Source organism: Mycobacterium sp. (genome assembly GCF_035623875.1).
Lineage (GTDB): Bacteria > Actinomycetota > Actinomycetes > Mycobacteriales > Mycobacteriaceae > Mycobacterium.
On record NZ_DASPSP010000122.1, the window covers coordinates 16862 to 33888 of the forward strand.

The 17027-nt window shown below is 66.9% G+C and carries 17 protein-coding genes and 1 pseudogene; 10 read left to right on the forward strand and 8 right to left on the reverse strand.

Going from position 1 to position 17027, the window contains the following annotated elements; all coding sequences use genetic code 11:
• Nucleotides 1-13: 13 nt before the first annotated feature.
• Nucleotides 14-802: an alpha/beta hydrolase gene (locus VEI45_RS09970; protein ID WP_324852698.1), complete on the reverse strand. Its 789-nt coding sequence runs from the start codon at nt 800-802 to the stop codon at nt 14-16.
• Nucleotides 803-925: 123 nt separating this feature from the next.
• Here VEI45_RS09970 and VEI45_RS09975 point away from each other — a divergent pair, with 123 nt between their 5' ends.
• Nucleotides 926-1753: an alpha/beta hydrolase gene (locus VEI45_RS09975; protein ID WP_324852635.1), complete on the forward strand. Its 828-nt coding sequence runs from the start codon at nt 926-928 to the stop codon at nt 1751-1753.
• Between the two features lie 4 nt (nt 1754-1757).
• On the opposite strand, the gene VEI45_RS09980 is transcribed toward VEI45_RS09975, so the two are convergent.
• The 4 genes and pseudogenes from VEI45_RS09980 to VEI45_RS09995 form a co-directional block, all read right to left on the reverse strand.
• On the reverse strand, nt 1758-2480 hold the full coding sequence (locus tag VEI45_RS09980) for a DJ-1/PfpI family protein (RefSeq protein WP_324852637.1): 723 nt from the start codon (nt 2478-2480) through the stop codon (nt 1758-1760).
• 13 nt (nt 2481-2493) lie between these two features.
• The gene (locus tag VEI45_RS09985) at nt 2494-3456 is read right to left on the reverse strand and encodes a GlxA family transcriptional regulator (RefSeq protein ID WP_324852639.1); all 963 of its coding nucleotides are present in this window, start codon (nt 3454-3456) and stop codon (nt 2494-2496) included.
• A 54-nt stretch (nt 3457-3510) separates the two neighbouring features.
• The gene (locus VEI45_RS09990) at nt 3511-4470 is read right to left on the reverse strand and encodes an o-succinylbenzoate synthase (protein ID WP_324852641.1); all 960 of its coding nucleotides are present in this window, start codon (nt 4468-4470) and stop codon (nt 3511-3513) included.
• Nucleotides 4467-4568 (reverse strand): annotated as a pseudogene (locus VEI45_RS09995) (hypothetical protein); the annotation flags it as partial. The gene VEI45_RS09990 and the pseudogene VEI45_RS09995, both read right to left, overlap by 4 nt.
• A gap of 78 nt (nt 4569-4646) precedes the next feature.
• Here VEI45_RS09995 and fadD8 point away from each other — a divergent pair.
• Entirely contained in the window at nt 4647-6248 is a 1602-nt protein-coding gene (gene fadD8, locus VEI45_RS10000; RefSeq protein WP_324852643.1) for a fatty-acid--CoA ligase FadD8, read from the forward strand.
• Between the two features lie 19 nt (nt 6249-6267).
• Here fadD8 and VEI45_RS10005 read toward each other — a convergent pair whose 3' ends face one another.
• The 3 genes from VEI45_RS10005 to VEI45_RS10015 form a co-directional block, all read right to left on the reverse strand.
• On the reverse strand, nt 6268-6690 hold the full coding sequence (locus VEI45_RS10005) for a PPOX class F420-dependent oxidoreductase (protein ID WP_324852645.1): 423 nt from the start codon (nt 6688-6690) through the stop codon (nt 6268-6270).
• Between the two features lie 140 nt (nt 6691-6830).
• On the reverse strand, nt 6831-8687 hold the full coding sequence (locus tag VEI45_RS10010; RefSeq protein ID WP_324852647.1) for an NAD(P)/FAD-dependent oxidoreductase: 1857 nt from the start codon (nt 8685-8687) through the stop codon (nt 6831-6833).
• Between the two features lie 180 nt (nt 8688-8867).
• On the reverse strand, nt 8868-9581 hold the full coding sequence (locus VEI45_RS10015) for a VIT family protein (RefSeq protein ID WP_324852649.1): 714 nt from the start codon (nt 9579-9581) through the stop codon (nt 8868-8870).
• Nucleotides 9582-9758: 177 nt separating this feature from the next.
• Between VEI45_RS10015 and VEI45_RS10020 the strand changes: the two genes are divergently transcribed.
• From VEI45_RS10020 to VEI45_RS10055, 8 genes are all read left to right on the forward strand, one after another.
• A complete protein-coding gene (locus tag VEI45_RS10020; RefSeq protein WP_324852651.1) occupies nt 9759-10661 on the forward strand; it encodes a 1,4-dihydroxy-2-naphthoyl-CoA synthase in 903 nt (300 codons plus the stop codon).
• A gap of 29 nt (nt 10662-10690) precedes the next feature.
• Nucleotides 10691-11596: an SDR family oxidoreductase gene (locus VEI45_RS10025; RefSeq protein WP_324852653.1), complete on the forward strand. Its 906-nt coding sequence runs from the start codon at nt 10691-10693 to the stop codon at nt 11594-11596.
• A gap of 60 nt (nt 11597-11656) precedes the next feature.
• Complete coding sequence (locus tag VEI45_RS10030; RefSeq protein WP_324852655.1) at nt 11657-12064, forward strand: VOC family protein; 408 nt, start codon at nt 11657-11659, stop codon at nt 12062-12064.
• 95 nt (nt 12065-12159) lie between these two features.
• Nucleotides 12160-13395, forward strand: coding sequence for an inorganic phosphate transporter (locus VEI45_RS10035; protein WP_324852657.1), 1236 nt, complete (start codon nt 12160-12162; stop codon nt 13393-13395).
• Nucleotides 13392-13688 carry a hypothetical protein gene (locus VEI45_RS10040; protein ID WP_324852659.1) on the forward strand — a complete coding sequence of 99 codons (297 nt, stop codon included), beginning with the start codon at nt 13392-13394 and terminating at the stop codon, nt 13686-13688. The genes VEI45_RS10035 and VEI45_RS10040 overlap by 4 nt, the downstream gene beginning before the upstream one ends.
• A gap of 60 nt (nt 13689-13748) precedes the next feature.
• Nucleotides 13749-14051, forward strand: a complete 303-nt coding sequence (locus VEI45_RS10045) for a DUF3349 domain-containing protein (protein WP_324852661.1) — start codon at nt 13749-13751, stop codon at nt 14049-14051.
• A gap of 92 nt (nt 14052-14143) precedes the next feature.
• Nucleotides 14144-15205, forward strand: a complete 1062-nt coding sequence (gene menE / locus VEI45_RS10050) for an o-succinylbenzoate--CoA ligase (protein ID WP_324852700.1) — start codon at nt 14144-14146, stop codon at nt 15203-15205.
• 76 nt (nt 15206-15281) lie between these two features.
• Nucleotides 15282-17018 carry an NAD-binding protein gene (locus tag VEI45_RS10055; RefSeq protein ID WP_324852663.1) on the forward strand — a complete coding sequence of 579 codons (1737 nt, stop codon included), beginning with the start codon at nt 15282-15284 and terminating at the stop codon, nt 17016-17018.
• The last annotated feature ends 9 nt before the right edge of the window (nt 17019-17027 follow it).

Below are 17027 nucleotides of genomic sequence, written 5' to 3' on the forward strand. Positions count from 1 at the left end.
CTAGCGAGCAGACTTAGGGGACCATCCCATCGAAGAACTGCAGTATCGCGGCGTTGACCGCCTCTGGCCGCTCGAGGAACCCGAGATGCCCGGTGTCGGCGAGCTTCAGGAACTGGCCGTTGGGTAAGGCATCGGCGACCTCTCGGCCCAGGTGCGGCGGCGTCACCACGTCATCGGCGAATCCGATCACCAGCACCGGCGCGGTGATGCTTCGGTAGGCGGCTAGCCGGTTAGTCAGCGGCGCAATCGCGCCCTGACGGGTATACCCAGGGGTGATCTTGATCGGCCAGATGTTGAACATGCCGATCCATTCGGCGACCGCTTCTTCGTTGTTCAGCGTCTTCGGGGAAAAGCTCTCCAGCAGCCGAATCTTTGCGTCGTAGCTCGTCGGCAACTGCACACCTGAGGCGGCCAGGTCATCTTCGGCGGTGTGGAAGAAGTTGCGGGCGCGGTCGAGCCGGCCGCGGGTGGCCATCAGCGCGGCCTTGCTGACCAAATCGGCCCGGACCAGCATCAACTCTTGCGCGATATAGGAGCCCATCGACACCCCGACGATGCGCACCGGGGCGACGTCCAGGGATTCGATCAGCGCAACGGTGTCGGAGACCATGGTTTGCGTTGTGAAATCGTCAGTGTTCTCCGTCGCGCCCACCCCGCGATTGTCGAAGGTGATGACGCGGTAGCCGGCCGCCTGAAAGGCCGGCACTTGGTTCAGATGCCAGGTGCGTCCCAAACCACCACGTCCGGCGATGAAAACGACGGGCTCGCCGCTGCCTTTGTCGTCGTAAGCCAGGTTGATCACGACGACGAACCTACGCGATGCTCGCATGTTGGCAGTATCTGGCAGTTCACTACGTCGACCTGGCAGCAGCCGTTGAACTTCAATTTCGGGCAGCGGAACCGACTACTCGAGGAGGAAAAACGCATGCCAGAGCTCGCACTCAAGCAGGCCACCATCGAATACCGGCAGTTCGGACCGCAGGATTCAGCGCATCCGCCAGTGCTGTTCGTGCACGGCATCCTGGTGGACGGGCAGCTGTGGCGCGACGTCGCCGAAAACCTGGCGCGCCGTGGTTTCCGCTGCATCGTGCCGACGTGGCCGCTGGGCTCACACACCATCCCGGTCCGCGAGGCGAGCGCGCTGTCGCTGCCCGGCGTGGCGGAGATCATCAACGACGCGATCGTCGCCCTCGACCTTTCCGATGTGACGCTGGTCGGAAGCGACACCGGCGGAGGGCTGTGCCAACTGGTCGTCGACGCCCATCCGGACCGGATCGGGCGCCTGGTGCTGACCAACTGCGACGCCTTCGAAAAATGCCCGCCGTACCCGTTCGACGTCGCGTTCGGCGTGCTTCGCGGCCCCATCTCGATCAAGGCGCTGATGGGGCCACTGCGGTTGCGGGCGCTGCGTCACTCTCCACTTGGCTACGGGCTGCTGATCAACCAGCCCGATCCGCATCTCACGGCCTCCTGGCTGCAACCGTGTTTGAAGGACTCACGCATCTGCCGCGACCTGGCCGCCCTGCTGCGTCAGGTGGCCACAACCGATCTCACCGACGTGGCCACCCGCCTGCCCCGGTTCAGCAAGCCGGTCACGCTGGTCTGGGGCCAGTTGGATCGCTGCTTCACACCAAGCCTGGGCCGCCGCCTGGCCGGGGTGTTCAGCAACGGAAAACTGATCGAGGTGCCGGATGCTAAAACATTTGTCGCCCTGGACAACCCGGACGCGGTGATCGACGCAATAGCAGCTTAGGTACTCACGCGCGTCGGGCCTTGGCCCGCGCCGCCGACAGCGCGCGGTCCCACAGCAGCAGCGTCCCGGCCTTGAGCTGAGCCGGTTTGGCGGCATCCCTGGCCAACAGCGCGGTGGCGGCCGCCTTGGTCTTCGCCGACGCCTTGGCCATGTGGCCGGAGTCGAACGGCGGCTGGGGGTCGTATTCCATCGACAGCTGGATAGCTTTCGCCCGATCGTCACCGCCGATCCGGCCGGCCAGCCACAGCGCCAGGTCGATACCCGCCGACACCCCGGCGCTGGTGACGATGTCACCTTCTTGGACCACGCGTTCATCGCCAACTGGGATGGCGCCCAACGTTTTCACAATGGGAAGAGTCATCCAATGCGAGGTGGCGCGTTTGCCGTTGAGTAGCCCGGCCGCCGCGAGAATGATCGAGCCCGAGCACACCGAAGCCGTCCAGGTCGCGCTCTGATGCGCCCGACGCACCCAGTCCAGCAGCGCCTCATCTCGGGCGTGCTCTACAGTGGTCATCCCGCCCGGCACCAAAACCACGTCGGGCGAAGGAGTTTCGGCAAACGAATGAGTGGCCCCGACAACAAGCACTCCGGAGTCGGCCGTGACCGGGCCCGGTTCGTGCCACACGAAGCGGACCTCGGCGTCGGGCAGCCAGCGCAGCACCTCGTAGGGGCCAATGAAGTCCAGCGCGGTGAAACCCGGATACGTGACGATCGCGATCTGTGTCATGGTGCTCCTCGGTTCAGGCGAATGTTTTGCGGTATTGGTCGGGCGAAACCCCGATCCGCCGAATGAAGTTGCGGCGCATGGTTTCCGCAGTGCCGAAGCCGCAGCGCGCCGCGATCGCCACTACCGTATCGTCGGTCTGCTCGAGCTGGCGGCGGGCCGCCTCGGTGCGGACTCGTTCGACGTAAGCGCCGGGCGCCTCGCCGACCTCGTCGGTGAACACCCGGGTGAAATGCCGTGGGCTCATCGCGGCCAGGCGGGCCAGCTCGGTAATGCTGTGCACGCCACCGGGTTCGGACTCGACGGCATTCTGGACGGCGCGGATCGGTTCGCGCTTGGCCCGGGCCACCCACACCGGCGCGGCGAACTGCGTCTGCCCGCCGGGCCGGCGCAGATGCAGCACCAGGTACCGGGCTACTGTCTGCGCCAGCTCGGTGCCATGGTCCTCTTCGACCAGCGCCAGCGCCAGATCGATGCCCGCGCAGACGCCGGCGGCGGTCCAGACGGTGCTCGAACTACGCACGAAGATCGGATCCGGGTCGACGTCGACTGCCGGGAATTCCCGCGCCAATTGGTCAGCGAACGCCCAATGGGTGGTCGCCCGGCAACCGTCCAGCAGACCGGTCTGGGCGGCGAGGAACGCTCCGGTGCACACCGTAACGACCCGGCGGGCATGCGGCGCTGCCGCGGCGATCCAGTCGATGACGCGCGAATCCCGCCGGGCCGCCTGCACGCCGTGGCCGCCTGGCAAGACCAGGGTGTCGATGGGTTCACTCGGGTCGGGCAGTTTTACGGCGCCGAAGCTCAGCCCGGTCTCGGTGGAAACCGGTTGTCCGTCGATCGACGCCACCATCGGCTGGTAAGGCTCCTTGCCTTCGGCGGACAGGGCCAGCGACGCCCCGGCAAATACGTCGAACGGCCCGACCATGTCCAGCGCCTGGACGCCGGGGAAGCCGACTATCAACACTTTTCGTGCCATACCGGTAAGTGTTGGCGACAGACGCCATGTCGTCTACGCCATGCACCCCACAAATCAGGACATCAGCGGGTAACAGGCCTTGACCCGGTCGATCCACCACTGCCGCCGCTGCGGCTCCGCGGCCAGCGCCTGCAACCGCGCCGGGTCCGGTGTCACGGGCGCGACCGGCAGGTAGCCGTCGGCGGGCACGACCGGCTCGGCGACGTCCTCGACGAAGAGCCTGCCGGTGCCCAGCCCGCAGGCATGACGCAGTTCCGGCAGGGCCGCGGCGGCGGCCAGGCCAACGCCGATCCCGACCGCGGAATCCAGCGCGCTGGAGACCACGACCGGAATGTCGATCTGCTCGGCGATCTCCAGCAGAGCCGAAATACCCCCCAGCGGTGCCACTTTCAGCACGGCGATGTCGGCGGCGCCGGCGCGGACCACAGCCAGCGGATCGCCGGCTTTACGGATGCTCTCGTCGGCGGCGATCGGGACGTTAATGCGGCGGCGCAGTTCAGCGAGTTCGTCGACCGTGCCGCAGGGCTGCTCCAGATACTCCAACGGACCGGTTGCGGTCAGCGCGGACGCGGCCTCCACAGCCTGCGCGACGGTCCAGGCGCCGTTGGCGTCGACCCGCACAGTGGACACCATGCCGCGGACCGCGTCCACACGGGCGACGTCGTCGGCGAGGGTCTGGCCGGGTTCGGCGACCTTCACCTTCGCGGTGCTCGCGCCGGGGAACCGGGCGAGGATTTTGGGTACCTGAGCGGCGGGCACGGCCGGGACGGTGGCGTTAATCGCAATGCGGTCGCGTAGCGGCGGCGGCGCCGGCCGGTAGGCCGAGTCGAGGGCGGCGGCCAGCCAGTGCGCGGCCTCGGGATGGTCGTATTCCAGGAAGGCGCCGAATTCGCCCCATCCGGCCGGACCGTCGATCAATGCCAGCTCACGGCTGGTGATGCCGCGGAACCGCACCCGCATCGGCAGCGCCACGACATGCAGCCGGTCAAGCAGCTCGTCAAGTGCGGGAGTCACTGCGAGTAGACCTGGCGGCCCGCCACAGACGTCGCACGCACGTCCAGGTCGGTGATCTGCTCGGGCGGCACCGCGCGCGGATCAGCCGACAGCACCATGTGCAGAAAGCCTACTGATCTTCAGGGTGGCAACAGGGCGCGACAGACACGAATTGCAACACGTTCTAGTCTGGCCATATGAGTGACGAACTGCTGCGTAACCCGACCCATAACGGCCACTTGCTGGTGGGCGCGCTGAAGCGGCACAAGAACAAGCCGGTGTTGTTCCTCGGCGATATCACGCTGACCGGCGGTCAGCTGGCCGAGCGGATCAGCCAGTACATCCAGGCCTTCGACGCGCTGGGCGCCGGCACCGGTGTCACGGTCGGCCTGCTGTCGCTCAACCGTCCCGAGGTCCTGATGATCCTCGGTGCCAGCCAGACCCAGGGGTACCGGCGCACGGCTCTGCACCCGCTCGGCTCGCTGGACGACCACGCCTACGTGCTGTCCGACGCTGGTGCCACCTCGCTGATCATCGACCCCAACCCGATGTTCGTCGAGCGCGCGCTGGGCCTGCTGGAGAAGGTCGACTCGCTCAAGCAGATCCTGACCATCGGTCCGGTGCCGGAACAGCTCAACGACGTGGCGGTCGATGTGTCGGCGGAGGCAGCGAAGTACGAGCCGAAGCCGCTGGTCGTCGCCGACCTTGCGCCGAACCATATCGGCGGCCTGACCTACACCGGTGGCACGACGGGCAAGCCCAAGGGCGTCATCGGCACTGCGGGAAACATCGCCAGCATGACGTCGATCCAGCTCGCAGAATGGGAGTGGCCGGAAAACCCGCGGTTCCTGATGTGCACCCCGCTGTCGCACGCGGGTGCGGCGTTCTTCACGCCGACCGTGGTCAAGGGCGGGTCGATGTTCGTACTCGGCAAGTTCGACCCGGCTGAGGTGTTGAAAGTCATTGAAGAGCAACGCATTACGGCCACCATGCTGGTGCCGTCGATGCTCTATGCCTTGATGGACCACCCGGACTCGCACACCCGGGACCTGTCATCGCTGGAGACCGTCTACTACGGCGCTTCGGCGATCAACCCGGTGCGGCTGGCCGAGGCGATCCGGCGGTTCGGCCCGATCTTCGCCCAGTACTACGGGCAATCCGAGGCGCCGATGGCGATCACCTATCTGGCCAAGGCCGACCACGACGAGAAGCGGCTGACCTCTTGTGGGCGGCCCACGCTGTTCGCCCGAGTGGCGCTGCTCGGTGAGGACGGCAACCCGGTGCCGCAGGGCGAGCCAGGCGAAATCTGTGTCAGCGGACCGCTTTTGGCCGGTGGGTACTGGAACTTGCCGGAGGCGACGGCGGACACGTTCAAGGACGGCTGGCTGCGCACCGGCGACATGGCCCGCGAGGACGAGGACGGCTTCTACTACATCGTCGACCGGGTCAAGGACATGATCGTGACCGGCGGCTTCAACGTCTTTCCCCGCGAGGTAGAGGACGTCGTCGCCGAGCATCCGGCAATCGCGCAGGTGTGCGTGGTCGGTGCGCCGGACGAGAAGTGGGGAGAGGCCGTCACCGCGGTGGTGGTGCTACGCGCCGACGCGGCGTCCGACGACGACGCGATCGCCAACATGACCGCCGAAATCCAGGCCGCGGTCAAGGATCGCAAGGGCTCGGTGCAGTCACCCAAGCGGGTGGTGATCGTCGACGCGTTGCCACTGACCGGGCTGGGCAAGCCGGACAAGAAGGCCGTCCGGGCGCAGTTCTGGGAAGGCGCCGGCCGCGCCGTCGGCTGAGTTTGTCTGCTCGGCGAGGTCAGGACACCCCGGGACCCATTCCGCCGATCTTGTCGACGTGGATGTGCGTCACGAAGCCGGGCGGCGCCCCTTTGGGCGGGAACACGTTCGGGTCTGACAGCGTCTGTGCCAGAGTCTTCAGAAGCTCAGGGGCGCCGCCCTCTTCGATCTGCGCGGTCCCCTCTATCGCAAGATACGGCCGCATGGCTTTGCCGGCGTCGCCAGTCGACGCGATCGTCAACGCGACGCGAGGATCGCGGCGGATGTTCCGGACCTTCTTGTGCTCGGCCAGATGGGCGGTCACCAGCTCGTCGCCGTCGGGTGTGGATCGCAGCGCCACCCAGACCAGCGTGACCTGGGGGCTGCCATCGGGATTCAGGGTGACCAGGGTGGCGTCGGCGCCGTTGCCGATGAGTTCGCGCGCGGCTTCATTGAGTCTCATGCGGTGTTCTACCGCTGAACGCGTCGTTTCATTCCCTCAGCGATTCGAAGCGGCCACGCCTGCCACCAATAGGTCCAGCAGTCGGCCGGTCTGCTCCGGCGAGCCGCTGGGCAGGTCGCCCGCCGTCGCTGACTGTGTCGTCACTCCTCGCCCGTCGGCCTCAGCCAGCCGATGCTTTGCGCTGCGGCCGCGTTCGCGCGGAACTCGAGGCCCTCGAACTCCCCCGACCGCCGCCAGGCGTCGACGTAGTGGAAGTAGGCGACTGGACCGTGCGGATAGCGGCCGCTGTTGAGCCGCTCGCGGCGCCCCATCGGCTTGCCCTCGTTGTTGTAGTAACCGGGCGTGCAGTCGGGATCGTCGAGGAACGACCGCGGGGCGGCTTCGAGCATCTGGACCCACGACTGCTCAGCGCCCTCGCTCACCTCGACCTCGTCCGCGCCGTCCTCGAGCGCGTGCGCGACGACCGCGGCGATCGTCGTACCCGCTTCGACCAGGTTGTGGGTGATGTTGGCGATCAGGTTGGCGCCCTGGTGCGGCCCTACGATGAACAGGTTGGGGAAGCCGTGTGAGTGGATGCCGTGCAGGGTCTGCATGCCGTCCGCCCAGTGCTCCGAGAGCCGGCGCCCATCGCGCCCGGTCGCGTCAAAGCCGGCTCGTCGCGAATACTCCGTGCCGACCTCGAAGCCGGACGCAAAGATCAGGCAGTCGAGCTCGTAGTGCACCCCGCCGACCCAGACGCCCGTGTCGTCGATGGCGCCGACGCCCTGCCCGTCGCTGTCGACCAGATGGACGTTCGGCTCGTTGTAGGCCTGCAGGTATTCGTCGTGGAAGCACGGTCGCTTGCAGAGCAAGCGATACCAAGGTTTCAGGGCCTCGGCGGTCTTGGGGTCGGTGACGACGGCGTCGATCCGGGCCCGAATCTCGGTCATCTTCTCGTCGTCGCTCTCCTCGTACGCCCGCCGATACCCCTCGAGCCCGAACATCCCGCGCGCTTCGGCCATGTTACTGACCACCCGGTCGCGGATTCGTTGCGCGATGTCGGTCCAGCCGTCCGTGACCAGGTCCTCATCGGCGAAGCCGCCGTTCTGCAGGACGGTGAAGTTCATCAGCCACTTCTGCTGCCAGCCGGGTTCGAGCGAGTCAAAGAGCTCCGAATCGAGCGGATAGTTGTTGCGGACGTCGATCGACGACGGCGTCCGTTGGAAGACGAACAGCTCCCCGGCCGCCTGCGCCAGGTGCGGGATGCACTGCACGGCGGTCGCGCCGGTCCCGATAATGCCGACCCGCTGGTCGCCCAGCTTGTCCATCGGCGCGCCGGTGAAGTCACCCCCGGTGTAGTCGTAGTCCCAGCGGCTGGTGTGGAAGCAGTGTCCGCCGAAGGTCTCGATGCCGGGGATGCCGGGGAGCTTCGGCCGGTGCAACGGGCCAATGCCCATCGTGACGAACCTGGCCCGGATCCGGTCGCCATGGTTCGTCTCGACAATCCAGCGCGACGACCTCCCGTCCCACGCCAGGTTCGTGACCTCGGTCGAGAACAGCGCGTTCTCATACAGGTCGAAGTGGCGGGCGATCCGCTGCGCATGACCGAAGATCTCGGGCGCGAAGGTGTACTTCCGGGTGGGGCGGTGCCCGGTCTCTTCGAGCAGCGGCAGGTAGATCATCGCGGCGGTGTCGCACATGGCGCCGGGGTAGCGGTTCCAGTACCACGCCCCGCCGACGTCACCGCCGGCCTCGATCAGGCGTACGTCGGAAACGCCCGCCTGCTTCAGCCGAGCGCCGGTGACCAGCCCGGAGAAGCCGCCGCCGATGACGGCCACGGTGACCTCGTCGGAGCGCGACGCGCGGTCGACCGGCTCGGTGTACGGGTCGCCCAGCAGGTGCGCGAACCGGCCAGTCGGCTCGACGTACTGCGCGTTGCCGTCGGGCCGCAGCCGCTTCGTCCGCTCGTCGAGGTACCTCGCCCGCAGCGCCTCGCGGTCGATCGTCCCGGTGTCCATCTGCACATAATGACCGCTCGCGGCCGAAATCGCATTGGTTCGGTTCATCGTCTGGCCGGGCCGGTCTGGCTGTCGTATCTTCCGCCCAGCAGGCCGGGGCGGCTGGACGCGGTCAGCCCGCCCGAGGCAAGCCCGCAGTACCGCCACGGCGTCGAAAGGTTCATTGAGAGGCGCTGATGGTCAGGTGATCGCGGCGCCGACCAGATGACCGATCAGGTAGGTGACTGCCAGAGCCAGGCCCCCGCCGACGAAATTGCGCAGTACTGCGCGATGTTTCCGCGCGCCGCCCAAGCCGGCCGACACCGCCCCGGTGATCACCAGCGCCAGCAGCACCGCCGCGACGGTGACCGGGATCCGCAGCGCGATCGGCGCGGCCAGGATCGCGATCAGCGGCAGCAGCGCGCCGATGGCGAACGACAAGGCCGACGACAACGCGGCCTGCCACGGGTTGGTCAGATCCGCGGGATCGAACCCGAGCTCTACCTCGGCGTGCGCGACGATCGGATCATGGTCGGTGAGTTCCTCGGCCACGGTGCGCGCCGTCGCCGTCGACAACCCTTTGGCTTCATACAGCGCGGCGAGTTCGTCCAGCTCGGCAGCCGGGTCCTCACGGAGCTCCCGGCGCTCGGTGCGCAACAGCGCCTGCTCGGTGTCGCGCTGAGCGCTCACCGACACGTATTCGCCCAACGCCATCGACACCGCGCCCGCCACCAACCCGGCGATGCCTGCGGTCATGATCGGGCCACGTGCGACGGTCGCCGCGGCAACGCCCACGACGATGCCGGCGGTTGACACAATCCCGTCGTTGGCGCCGAGCACCCCGGCGCGTAGCCAGTTCAGTCTGGCCGAAACCGAACCCAGGTGCGGCTCATGCGGATGCGACGTAGCGGTCACGGATGCACACATTAAGCAACCCGCACCGCCGTCGCCAAGATACGTGGCCTTGCCAAAGCGCTGGCCGAGCTGACGAGTACCGTCGCGGTATGGGCAGCAGCGAACCGGTCCGGCCTGAAGAATTCGAGGCGCTGGCCGGCCGCTGCGCAGTGTTCCGGTTGGACCGGGTGTAAACCGATGACTAACAACCCCTTTCACGCTGAGGACTGGAAGCCGGTCGACGGGTTCGCCGAGCTGACCGATATCACCTATCACCGCCACGTCGCTGACGCCACCGTGCGGGTGGCCTTCAATCGCCCGGAGGTGCGCAACGCGTTTCGACCGCACACCGTCGACGAGCTCTACCGGGTGCTCGATCACGCCCGGATGTCGCCCGACATCGGGGTGGTGCTGTTGACCGGAAACGGGCCCTCACCCAAGGACGGGGGTTGGGCGTTCTGCTCCGGCGGGGATCAGCGCATCCGCGGGCGCAGCGGCTACCAGTACGCCGCCGGCGAGACCGCGGACACCGTTGATACCGCGCGCGCCGGAAGGCTGCACATCCTCGAGGTGCAGCGGCTGATCCGGTTCATGCCCAAGGTGGTGATCTGCCTGGTCAACGGCTGGGCGGCGGGCGGCGGGCACAGCCTGCACGTGACCTGCGACCTCACCCTGGCCAGCCGCGAGCACGCCCGGTTCAAGCAGACCGACGCCGACGTCGGCAGCTTCGACGGTGGCTACGGCAGCGCGTACCTGGCCCGGCAGGTCGGCCAGAAGTTCGCCCGCGAGATCTTCTTCCTCGGCCGCGACTACACCGCCGTGCAGATGCACGCGATGGGCGCGGTCAACGCCGTCGTCGACCACGCCGAACTGGAGTCGGTGGGTGCGCAGTGGGCGGCCGAGATCAACGCGAAATCGCCTCAGGCACAACGGATGCTGAAGTACGCATTCAACCTACTCGACGACGGGCTGGTGGGTCAGCAACTGTTCGCCGGTGAGGCCACCCGGCTGGCATACATGACCGACGAAGCCGTCGAGGGCCGCGACGCATTCCTGGAGAAGCGGCCGCCCGATTGGAGCCGGTTCCCGCGCTACTTCTAGCAATCCGGGCCCCCTTAGACTCGCGACCTGTGAGCAAAAATCCGCTTCGACGATTGGCCGAGCAGTTCACGCTGGCCACCATGCGCCCGCCCATCGCGCGGCAACTCGCGTCATACCGGCCGGCCGCCAAATCCATCGACCTCGACGGCAAGCGAGTCCTACTCACCGGAGCGTCGTCGGGGATCGGCGAGAGTGCCGCCGAAGAGTTCGCCCGCCGCGGCGCCACCGTGGTCGCCGTCGCCCGACGCAAGGACCTGCTGGATGCGGTGGTGGGTCGGATCGAAGACCGCGGCGGCACCGCGATTGCGATCCCCTGCGATCTCTCCGACATGGACGCCGTCGACGCACTGGCCGCCGACGTCGAAGAGCGTCTTGGCGGGGTGGACATTCTGATCAACAATGCCGGTCGCTCGATTCGCCGGCCGCTGGCTGAGTCGCTGGAACGTTGGCACGACGTCGAGCGGACGATGGTGCTCAACTACTACTCGCCGCTGCGCCTGATCCGAGGGATCGCGCCCGGGATGCTGCAGCGCCGTGATGGGCACATCATCAACGTGGCAACCTGGGGAGTCTTCAGCGAGGCGTCACCGCTGTTCTCGGTGTACAACGCGTCGAAGGCCGCGCTCTCGGCGGTCAGCCGGGTCATCGAAACCGAATGGGCCAGAAAGGGTGTGCATTCGACGACGCTGTATTACCCGCTGGTGGCCACCCCGATGATCGCGCCGACGAAGCAATACCAGGGGTTGCCGGCGTTGTCATCACGCGAGGCGGCCGGCTGGATGATCACCGCTGCGCGCACCCGGCCGGTCCGGATCGCGCCGCGGATGGCCGTCGTAACACAGGCGCTGGACACCATCGGCCCGGGCGTGGCCACGGCGCTGATAAGGCGACAGCGTCTTCAGCCCGGCGACGATGCAGAGCGCGAAGCGCGATGAGGAGGAGCCGGGCAATCAACTTCAGCCAAGTTCTGGGCCGGCCGTGCTAGACACGAAGGCATGGAGATTCTCGCCAGCCGGATGCTGTTCCGGCCGGCGGACTACCAGCGATCGCTGAGCTTTTACCGCGACCAGCTTGGGTTGGCGATCGCCCGCGAGTACGGCGCGGGCACCGTGTTCTATGCCGGCCAGTCACTGATCGAACTTGCCGGCCACGGCGCGCCGGAGCACCCCGCCGGGCCCTTTCCCGGCGCGCTCTGGTTGCAGGTGCGCGATCTCGCCGCGACACAGGCGGAGCTGGAGAGCAGAGGTGTCACGATCGCCCGCGAGGCCCGCCGCGAGTCATGGGGGCTGCACGAAATGCATGTCGTCGATCCCGACGGCGTGACCCTGATTTTCGTCCAGATTCCCGGCGATCACCCACTGCGCCGCGACGTCAGAGGTCAACGCCATAAGCCTCAAAGTTAACCCGAAGCGAACATCTGACGACGAGTGTCGAATACCTGGGATTCACATCGCCGTTCTTTCGACAACCGCACTCGCCTACCCCCAGAATTAGGCCCGTGAACCTCCAGTTGTTCCTCTTGATCATCGTCGTGATCACCGCCCTCGCATTCGATTACACGAACGGGTTTCACGACACTGGAAATGCGATGGCCACCTCCATCGCCAGCGGCGCGCTCTCGCCGAAGGCCGCGGTAACACTCTCGGCGGTGCTGAACCTCGGCGGCGCGTTCCTGTCCACCGCGGTCGCCGGGACAATCGCCAAGGATTTGGTGAACGGTCATCTGGTGACCTTGCAATTGGTCTTCGCCGGTCTGGTCGGCGGCATCGTCTGGAACCTGTTGACCTGGCTCCTGGGTATCCCGTCAAGCTCCTCGCACGCCCTGGTCGGCGGCATCGTCGGTGCCATGATCGCCGCGGTCGGCGGGCACGGGGTGATCTGGACCGGGGTGGTGTCCCGGGTACTGATCCCGGCCCTGGTGTCGGTGGTGTTGGCCGGGGTGGTCGGTGCGGTCGGCACCTGGCTGGTCTACCGGTTGAACCGCGGCATCCCGGAAAAGCGCAGCGAGGCCGCCTTCCGTCGCGGCCAGATCTTCTCGGCGTCGCTGGTCTCGCTCGCACACGGCACCAACGACGCCCAGAAGACGATGGGCGTGATCTTCCTGGCGCTGATCTCTTACGGCGCGGTCAGCCGGACAGCCGCCCTGCCGCCACTGTGGGTCATCGTGGCCTGCGCTTGCGCGATGGCGCTGGGTACCTATACCGGCGGCTGGCGGATCATCCGCACCATGGGCAAGGGACTCGTCGAGATCAAGTCGCCGCAGGGCATGGCCGCCGAATCGTCTTCGGCGGTAATCATTCTGCTGTCCGCTCATTTCGGGTACGCCCTGTCCACCACTCAGGTGGTGACCGGATCCGTGCTCGGCAGCGGGGTTGGCAAACCCGGCGCAGAGGTGCGCTGGGGAGTGGCTGGCCGGATGGCAACCGCCTGGCTGATCACGCTGCCGTTGGCCGGTCTCGTCGGTGCCATCACCTACTGGGTGGTACACGGGATCGGCGGCTTCGCCGGCGCGGCCATCGGCTTCGGCCTGCTGGTGGCGACGGCCTCCGTCATCTACCTGCGGTCGCGCAAGACGAAGGTCGACCACAAGAACGTCAACGCCGAGTGGAAGGGTGACTTGACTGCCGGGCTCGATGAGGCCGACCAGCCCACGGTCACCGTCGGCGCGGGAGTCCCAGGCGGGAACGGCAAGGTTACCGGCACCGCCCCGGCAAAGAAAGCGGGCACGCCATGAGCACTTGGTTCAACTACGAGGCTTCGTTGAAGATCCTGATTTTCGGTTTGCTCCTCGGTAGCGGACTGCCCGCGCTGTTCGCACTCGCGGTGCGGGCGGGCGCCGCGGGCGCCGGTGTCGTGGGCTCCTCCGATGGCACTGCCGTGGGCCACAAGAATCCGGCGCTGACCGCCCTCAGCTGGTTGTTGTACTCGGTGGCGCTGGTCGCGGTCGTGATCGGCGTGTTGTACATCGCCCGGGATTTCATCGGGGCGCACACCGGCATGTACATCCTCGGAGCCAAACCTGCGTAGTATGAAAATTCATTTGCTGTTCAGGCTTAACCGACGCTGTGCGGGGGAAGTTGAGGCAGTGTGAACCGATTCCTGACCTCGATAATCGAGTGGCTCCGCGCGGGATATCCAGACGGCATCCCACCCACCGACTACTTTCCGGTACTCGCCCTGCTGACGCGTCGGCTGTCTAACGACGAGGTCAAGGTGGTGGCCCGCGAAGTGATGCACCGGCCCGGGTTCGATGACACCGACATCGGCGTGTTGATCACCCAGCTCACCGACCAGCTGCCGTCCCCGGAAGACATCGAGCGGGTCCGAGCACGGCTGGCCGCCAAGGGCTGGCCGCTAGACGATGCCCGCAACGGCGAGGAGGCCGGATAGCCGTTCTGCGCGCGTTCGCCGTGGCGCAGGGCTCCTCGGCGCGCCCGCTGCTCGCAGCCCTCGAGCAGGTTCTGGACGGCCGTGCCTCCGCACTGCTGCCGGTGCCGGCCGGGGCTAATCGCCAATTCACATTGTCGGCGCTGCGGGTGGGCGAAGCCATCGACGATGACATCGCCCTGGTGGTGACGACCTCGGGTACCACCGGCGCACCCAAGGGTGCGATGCTCACCGCCGCCGCGCTGACCGCCAGTGCGACCGCCACCCATGACCGTCTGGGCGGCCCGGGCCGATGGCTGCTGGCTTTGCCGCCCTATCACATCGCCGGTGTCCAGGTGCTGGTGCGCAGCCTACTGGCCGATACCGTTCCGGTCGAGCTGGATGTCTCGACCGGATTCGATATCAGTGAATTGCCCTCTGCCGTCAAGGAACTCGGCTCCGATCGCCGCTACACGGCGCTGGTGGCCACGCAGTTGGCCAAGGCGCTGACCGATCCGGCGGCTGCTGCCGCGCTGGCGGAGTTGGATGCCGTGCTGATCGGCGGCGGGCCGGCCCCGCGACCGATCCTCGACGCTGCCGCGAGCGCGGGTATCACGGTGGTCCGCACCTACGGGATGAGCGAAACCGCCGGCGGCTGCGTGTACGACGGTGTTCCACTCGACGGGGTGCGACTGCGGGTGGAGGCTGATGGCCGGATTGTGATCGGCGGCCCGACGCTGGCCAACGGCTATCGCAACCCACCCGATCCCGACCCGTTCGCCGAGCCGGGCTGGTTTCGCACCGATGATATTGGCGCTGTTGATGATTCGGGTGCACTCAGTGTGCTGGGCCGAGCCGACGAGGCGATCAGCACGGGCGGGTTGACCGTGCTGCCACAGCCCGTGGAGGCTGCGCTGCGGACCCACCCCGCAGTGGCCGACTGCGCGGTGTTCGGGCTCGCCGACGAGCGGCTGGGTCAGCGGGTGGTCGCTGCCATCGTGCTGGTCGATGGTTATGCCCCGCCCTCGCTCGAAACGCTGCGGGCACATGTCACGCGAACCCTGGATCGCACCGCCGCGCCCCGCGAGCTGCATATCCTCGATGCGCTGCCGATGCGCGGCATCGGCAAGGTGGACCGGCAGGCGCTGGCTTATCACGCTGGAAGACGGTTGCCTTAGCCAACTTTCGCATCGCCACCACCGGACGTCCGTGTCAGGTCGAATGAGTATTAGAGCCGGATGACATAATGCAACAATGCACCGCCACATCATTGTCAGCGGTGACGATGCGTTGGCCATGACGATCATCGAGGAGCTCAAAAACGCCGGCGTGACCGTCGCCAGCCTGGCCAACCTCGAACTCTCCGAGGCCGGGGTCGCGCGCGAACTCGCCCTCGCCGATATCGGTCATGCGAACGCCGTCGTCTGTGCCGGGGATGACGACGCGACAAATCTCGAAATCGCGCTGCTGGCAAGGAAAGCCAACCCGAACGTGCGGGTGGTGGCGCGGCTGTCCAACGACGTGCTGCGCGAAGCGGTAGCCGACGACAACGGGCCCGGCGCGATCTTCAACGTCGCCGAACTCGCGGCGCCGTCGGTGGTCGAGGCATGTCTGGAGCAAACCACGCACCAGTTCGAGGCCGCGGGCATCGAATTCGTCGTCGCGGGCCGCGAGGCGTCGCGCGACGCGACGCTGCGCGAGCTATACGGCGATTTGGCGCCGGTGGCGGTGATTCACAGCGAAGACTCCCCCACCCCCGGCGAGGTGGAGGTCTGCCCGAGCCGAGATCAGCGGGTGCACGCCGGTGATTGGACGATGATGGTTGGCACCGCCGACGAGGTGGCCGCCCAAAACATCAAGGTCCGGAGCCTGACCCGCACACGGTCGCGCCAGCCTCGACTGCGGAAGGCGTTCGATGCGGTCCGCGCCCTGCTCACCGACTTCAACCCGGCGTTTTACCCAGTTGTGGCCGGCACGCTGATGTTGCTGACCACCTCCACGGTGTTGTTGCGGCTCAACTACCGGGCCCCGCCGCGGATGGGCTGGATCGACGCGTTCTACTTCACCGTCGAGACGATGACCACGACCGGCTACGGCGACTTCAGCTTCGTGCACCAGCCCACCTGGCTACGTATGTTCGCCGCCCTGTTGATGTTCAGCGGGGTGACCATGACCGCTTTGCTGGTCGCGTTCGTCGCTGACGTGCTGCTCTCGCGCCGCTTCGTCTTTGGGGTCGCGCGCCCGCGGGTGCGCCATCTGCGCAATCACATTGTGGTCGTCGGGTTGAGTGCACTCGGCATGCGCGTGGTCAGCGATCTGACCGCTGCCGGCTATGACGTGGCGGTGATCGAGCGAGACGAGGAAAACAGCTTCTTGTCGGTGGCACGCAAACTCGATGTGCCGGTGATCTTCGGCGACGCCACGTTGGGCCAGACACTGCGATCGGCGCGGGTGGATCGCGCCCGCGCGGTGGCGGTGCTGACTCGTGACGACATGACCAACATCGAAACCGGGATCGTGCTGACCGAGATGCTGGGTACCGAGGTGCGGCCCGGGCTCAACTGGACCGATGTTCCGCTGGTGCTGCGGGTCTATGACAACACGCTGGGCTTTGCGGTGGCGCAGCGGTTCGGTTTTGAAAACGTGCGCTCCACCGTCGAGCTGGCCGCACCGTGGTTCATCGGCGCCGCGGTCGGTCTGCAGGTGCTGGGCACGTTCTCGGTGGGGCAACGCTCGTTTGTGGTCGGCGGAATGCGCGTGGCGCCTGGTAGCGAACTCGACGGCCTGCGCATGTTCGACCTGTCCACCCAAACCCGGGTCATCGCCATCACCCGGCCCAATGCACTGGTCAAACTGCACCCGCGCCGCGACGCCCGACTGCACGCCGACGACACCGTCTACCTCGTCGGGCCCTACCGCGAATTGCTTGCCACGCTGCGCAAAGGACGGCCACCCCAACAACCCGCGGCCGAAGCGCCAGCCGGAAAGTAGGTTAAGCGG

What these genes read in the sequence shown, in the direction of transcription:
- VEI45_RS09975 (WP_324852635.1), top strand. Translation starts at nt 926, where the DNA reads ATGCCAGAGCTCGCACTCAAGCAGGCCACCATCGAATACCGGCAGTTC.
- VEI45_RS09980 (WP_324852637.1), bottom strand. Translation starts at nt 2,480, where the DNA reads ATGACACAGATCGCGATCGTCACGTATCCGGGTTTCACCGCGCTGGAC.
- VEI45_RS09985 (WP_324852639.1), bottom strand. Translation starts at nt 3,456, where the DNA reads ATGGCACGAAAAGTGTTGATAGTCGGCTTCCCCGGCGTCCAGGCGCTG.
- fadD8 (WP_324852643.1), top strand. Translation starts at nt 4,647, where the DNA reads ATGAGTGACGAACTGCTGCGTAACCCGACCCATAACGGCCACTTGCTG.
- VEI45_RS10005 (WP_324852645.1), bottom strand. Translation starts at nt 6,690, where the DNA reads ATGAGACTCAATGAAGCCGCGCGCGAACTCATCGGCAACGGCGCCGAC.
- VEI45_RS10010 (WP_324852647.1), bottom strand. Translation starts at nt 8,687, where the DNA reads ATGGACACCGGGACGATCGACCGCGAGGCGCTGCGGGCGAGGTACCTC.
- VEI45_RS10020 (WP_324852651.1), top strand. Translation starts at nt 9,759, where the DNA reads ATGACTAACAACCCCTTTCACGCTGAGGACTGGAAGCCGGTCGACGGG.
- VEI45_RS10030 (WP_324852655.1), top strand. Translation starts at nt 11,657, where the DNA reads ATGGAGATTCTCGCCAGCCGGATGCTGTTCCGGCCGGCGGACTACCAG.
- VEI45_RS10040 (WP_324852659.1), top strand. Translation starts at nt 13,392, where the DNA reads ATGAGCACTTGGTTCAACTACGAGGCTTCGTTGAAGATCCTGATTTTC.
- VEI45_RS10055 (WP_324852663.1), top strand. Translation starts at nt 15,282, where the DNA reads ATGCACCGCCACATCATTGTCAGCGGTGACGATGCGTTGGCCATGACG.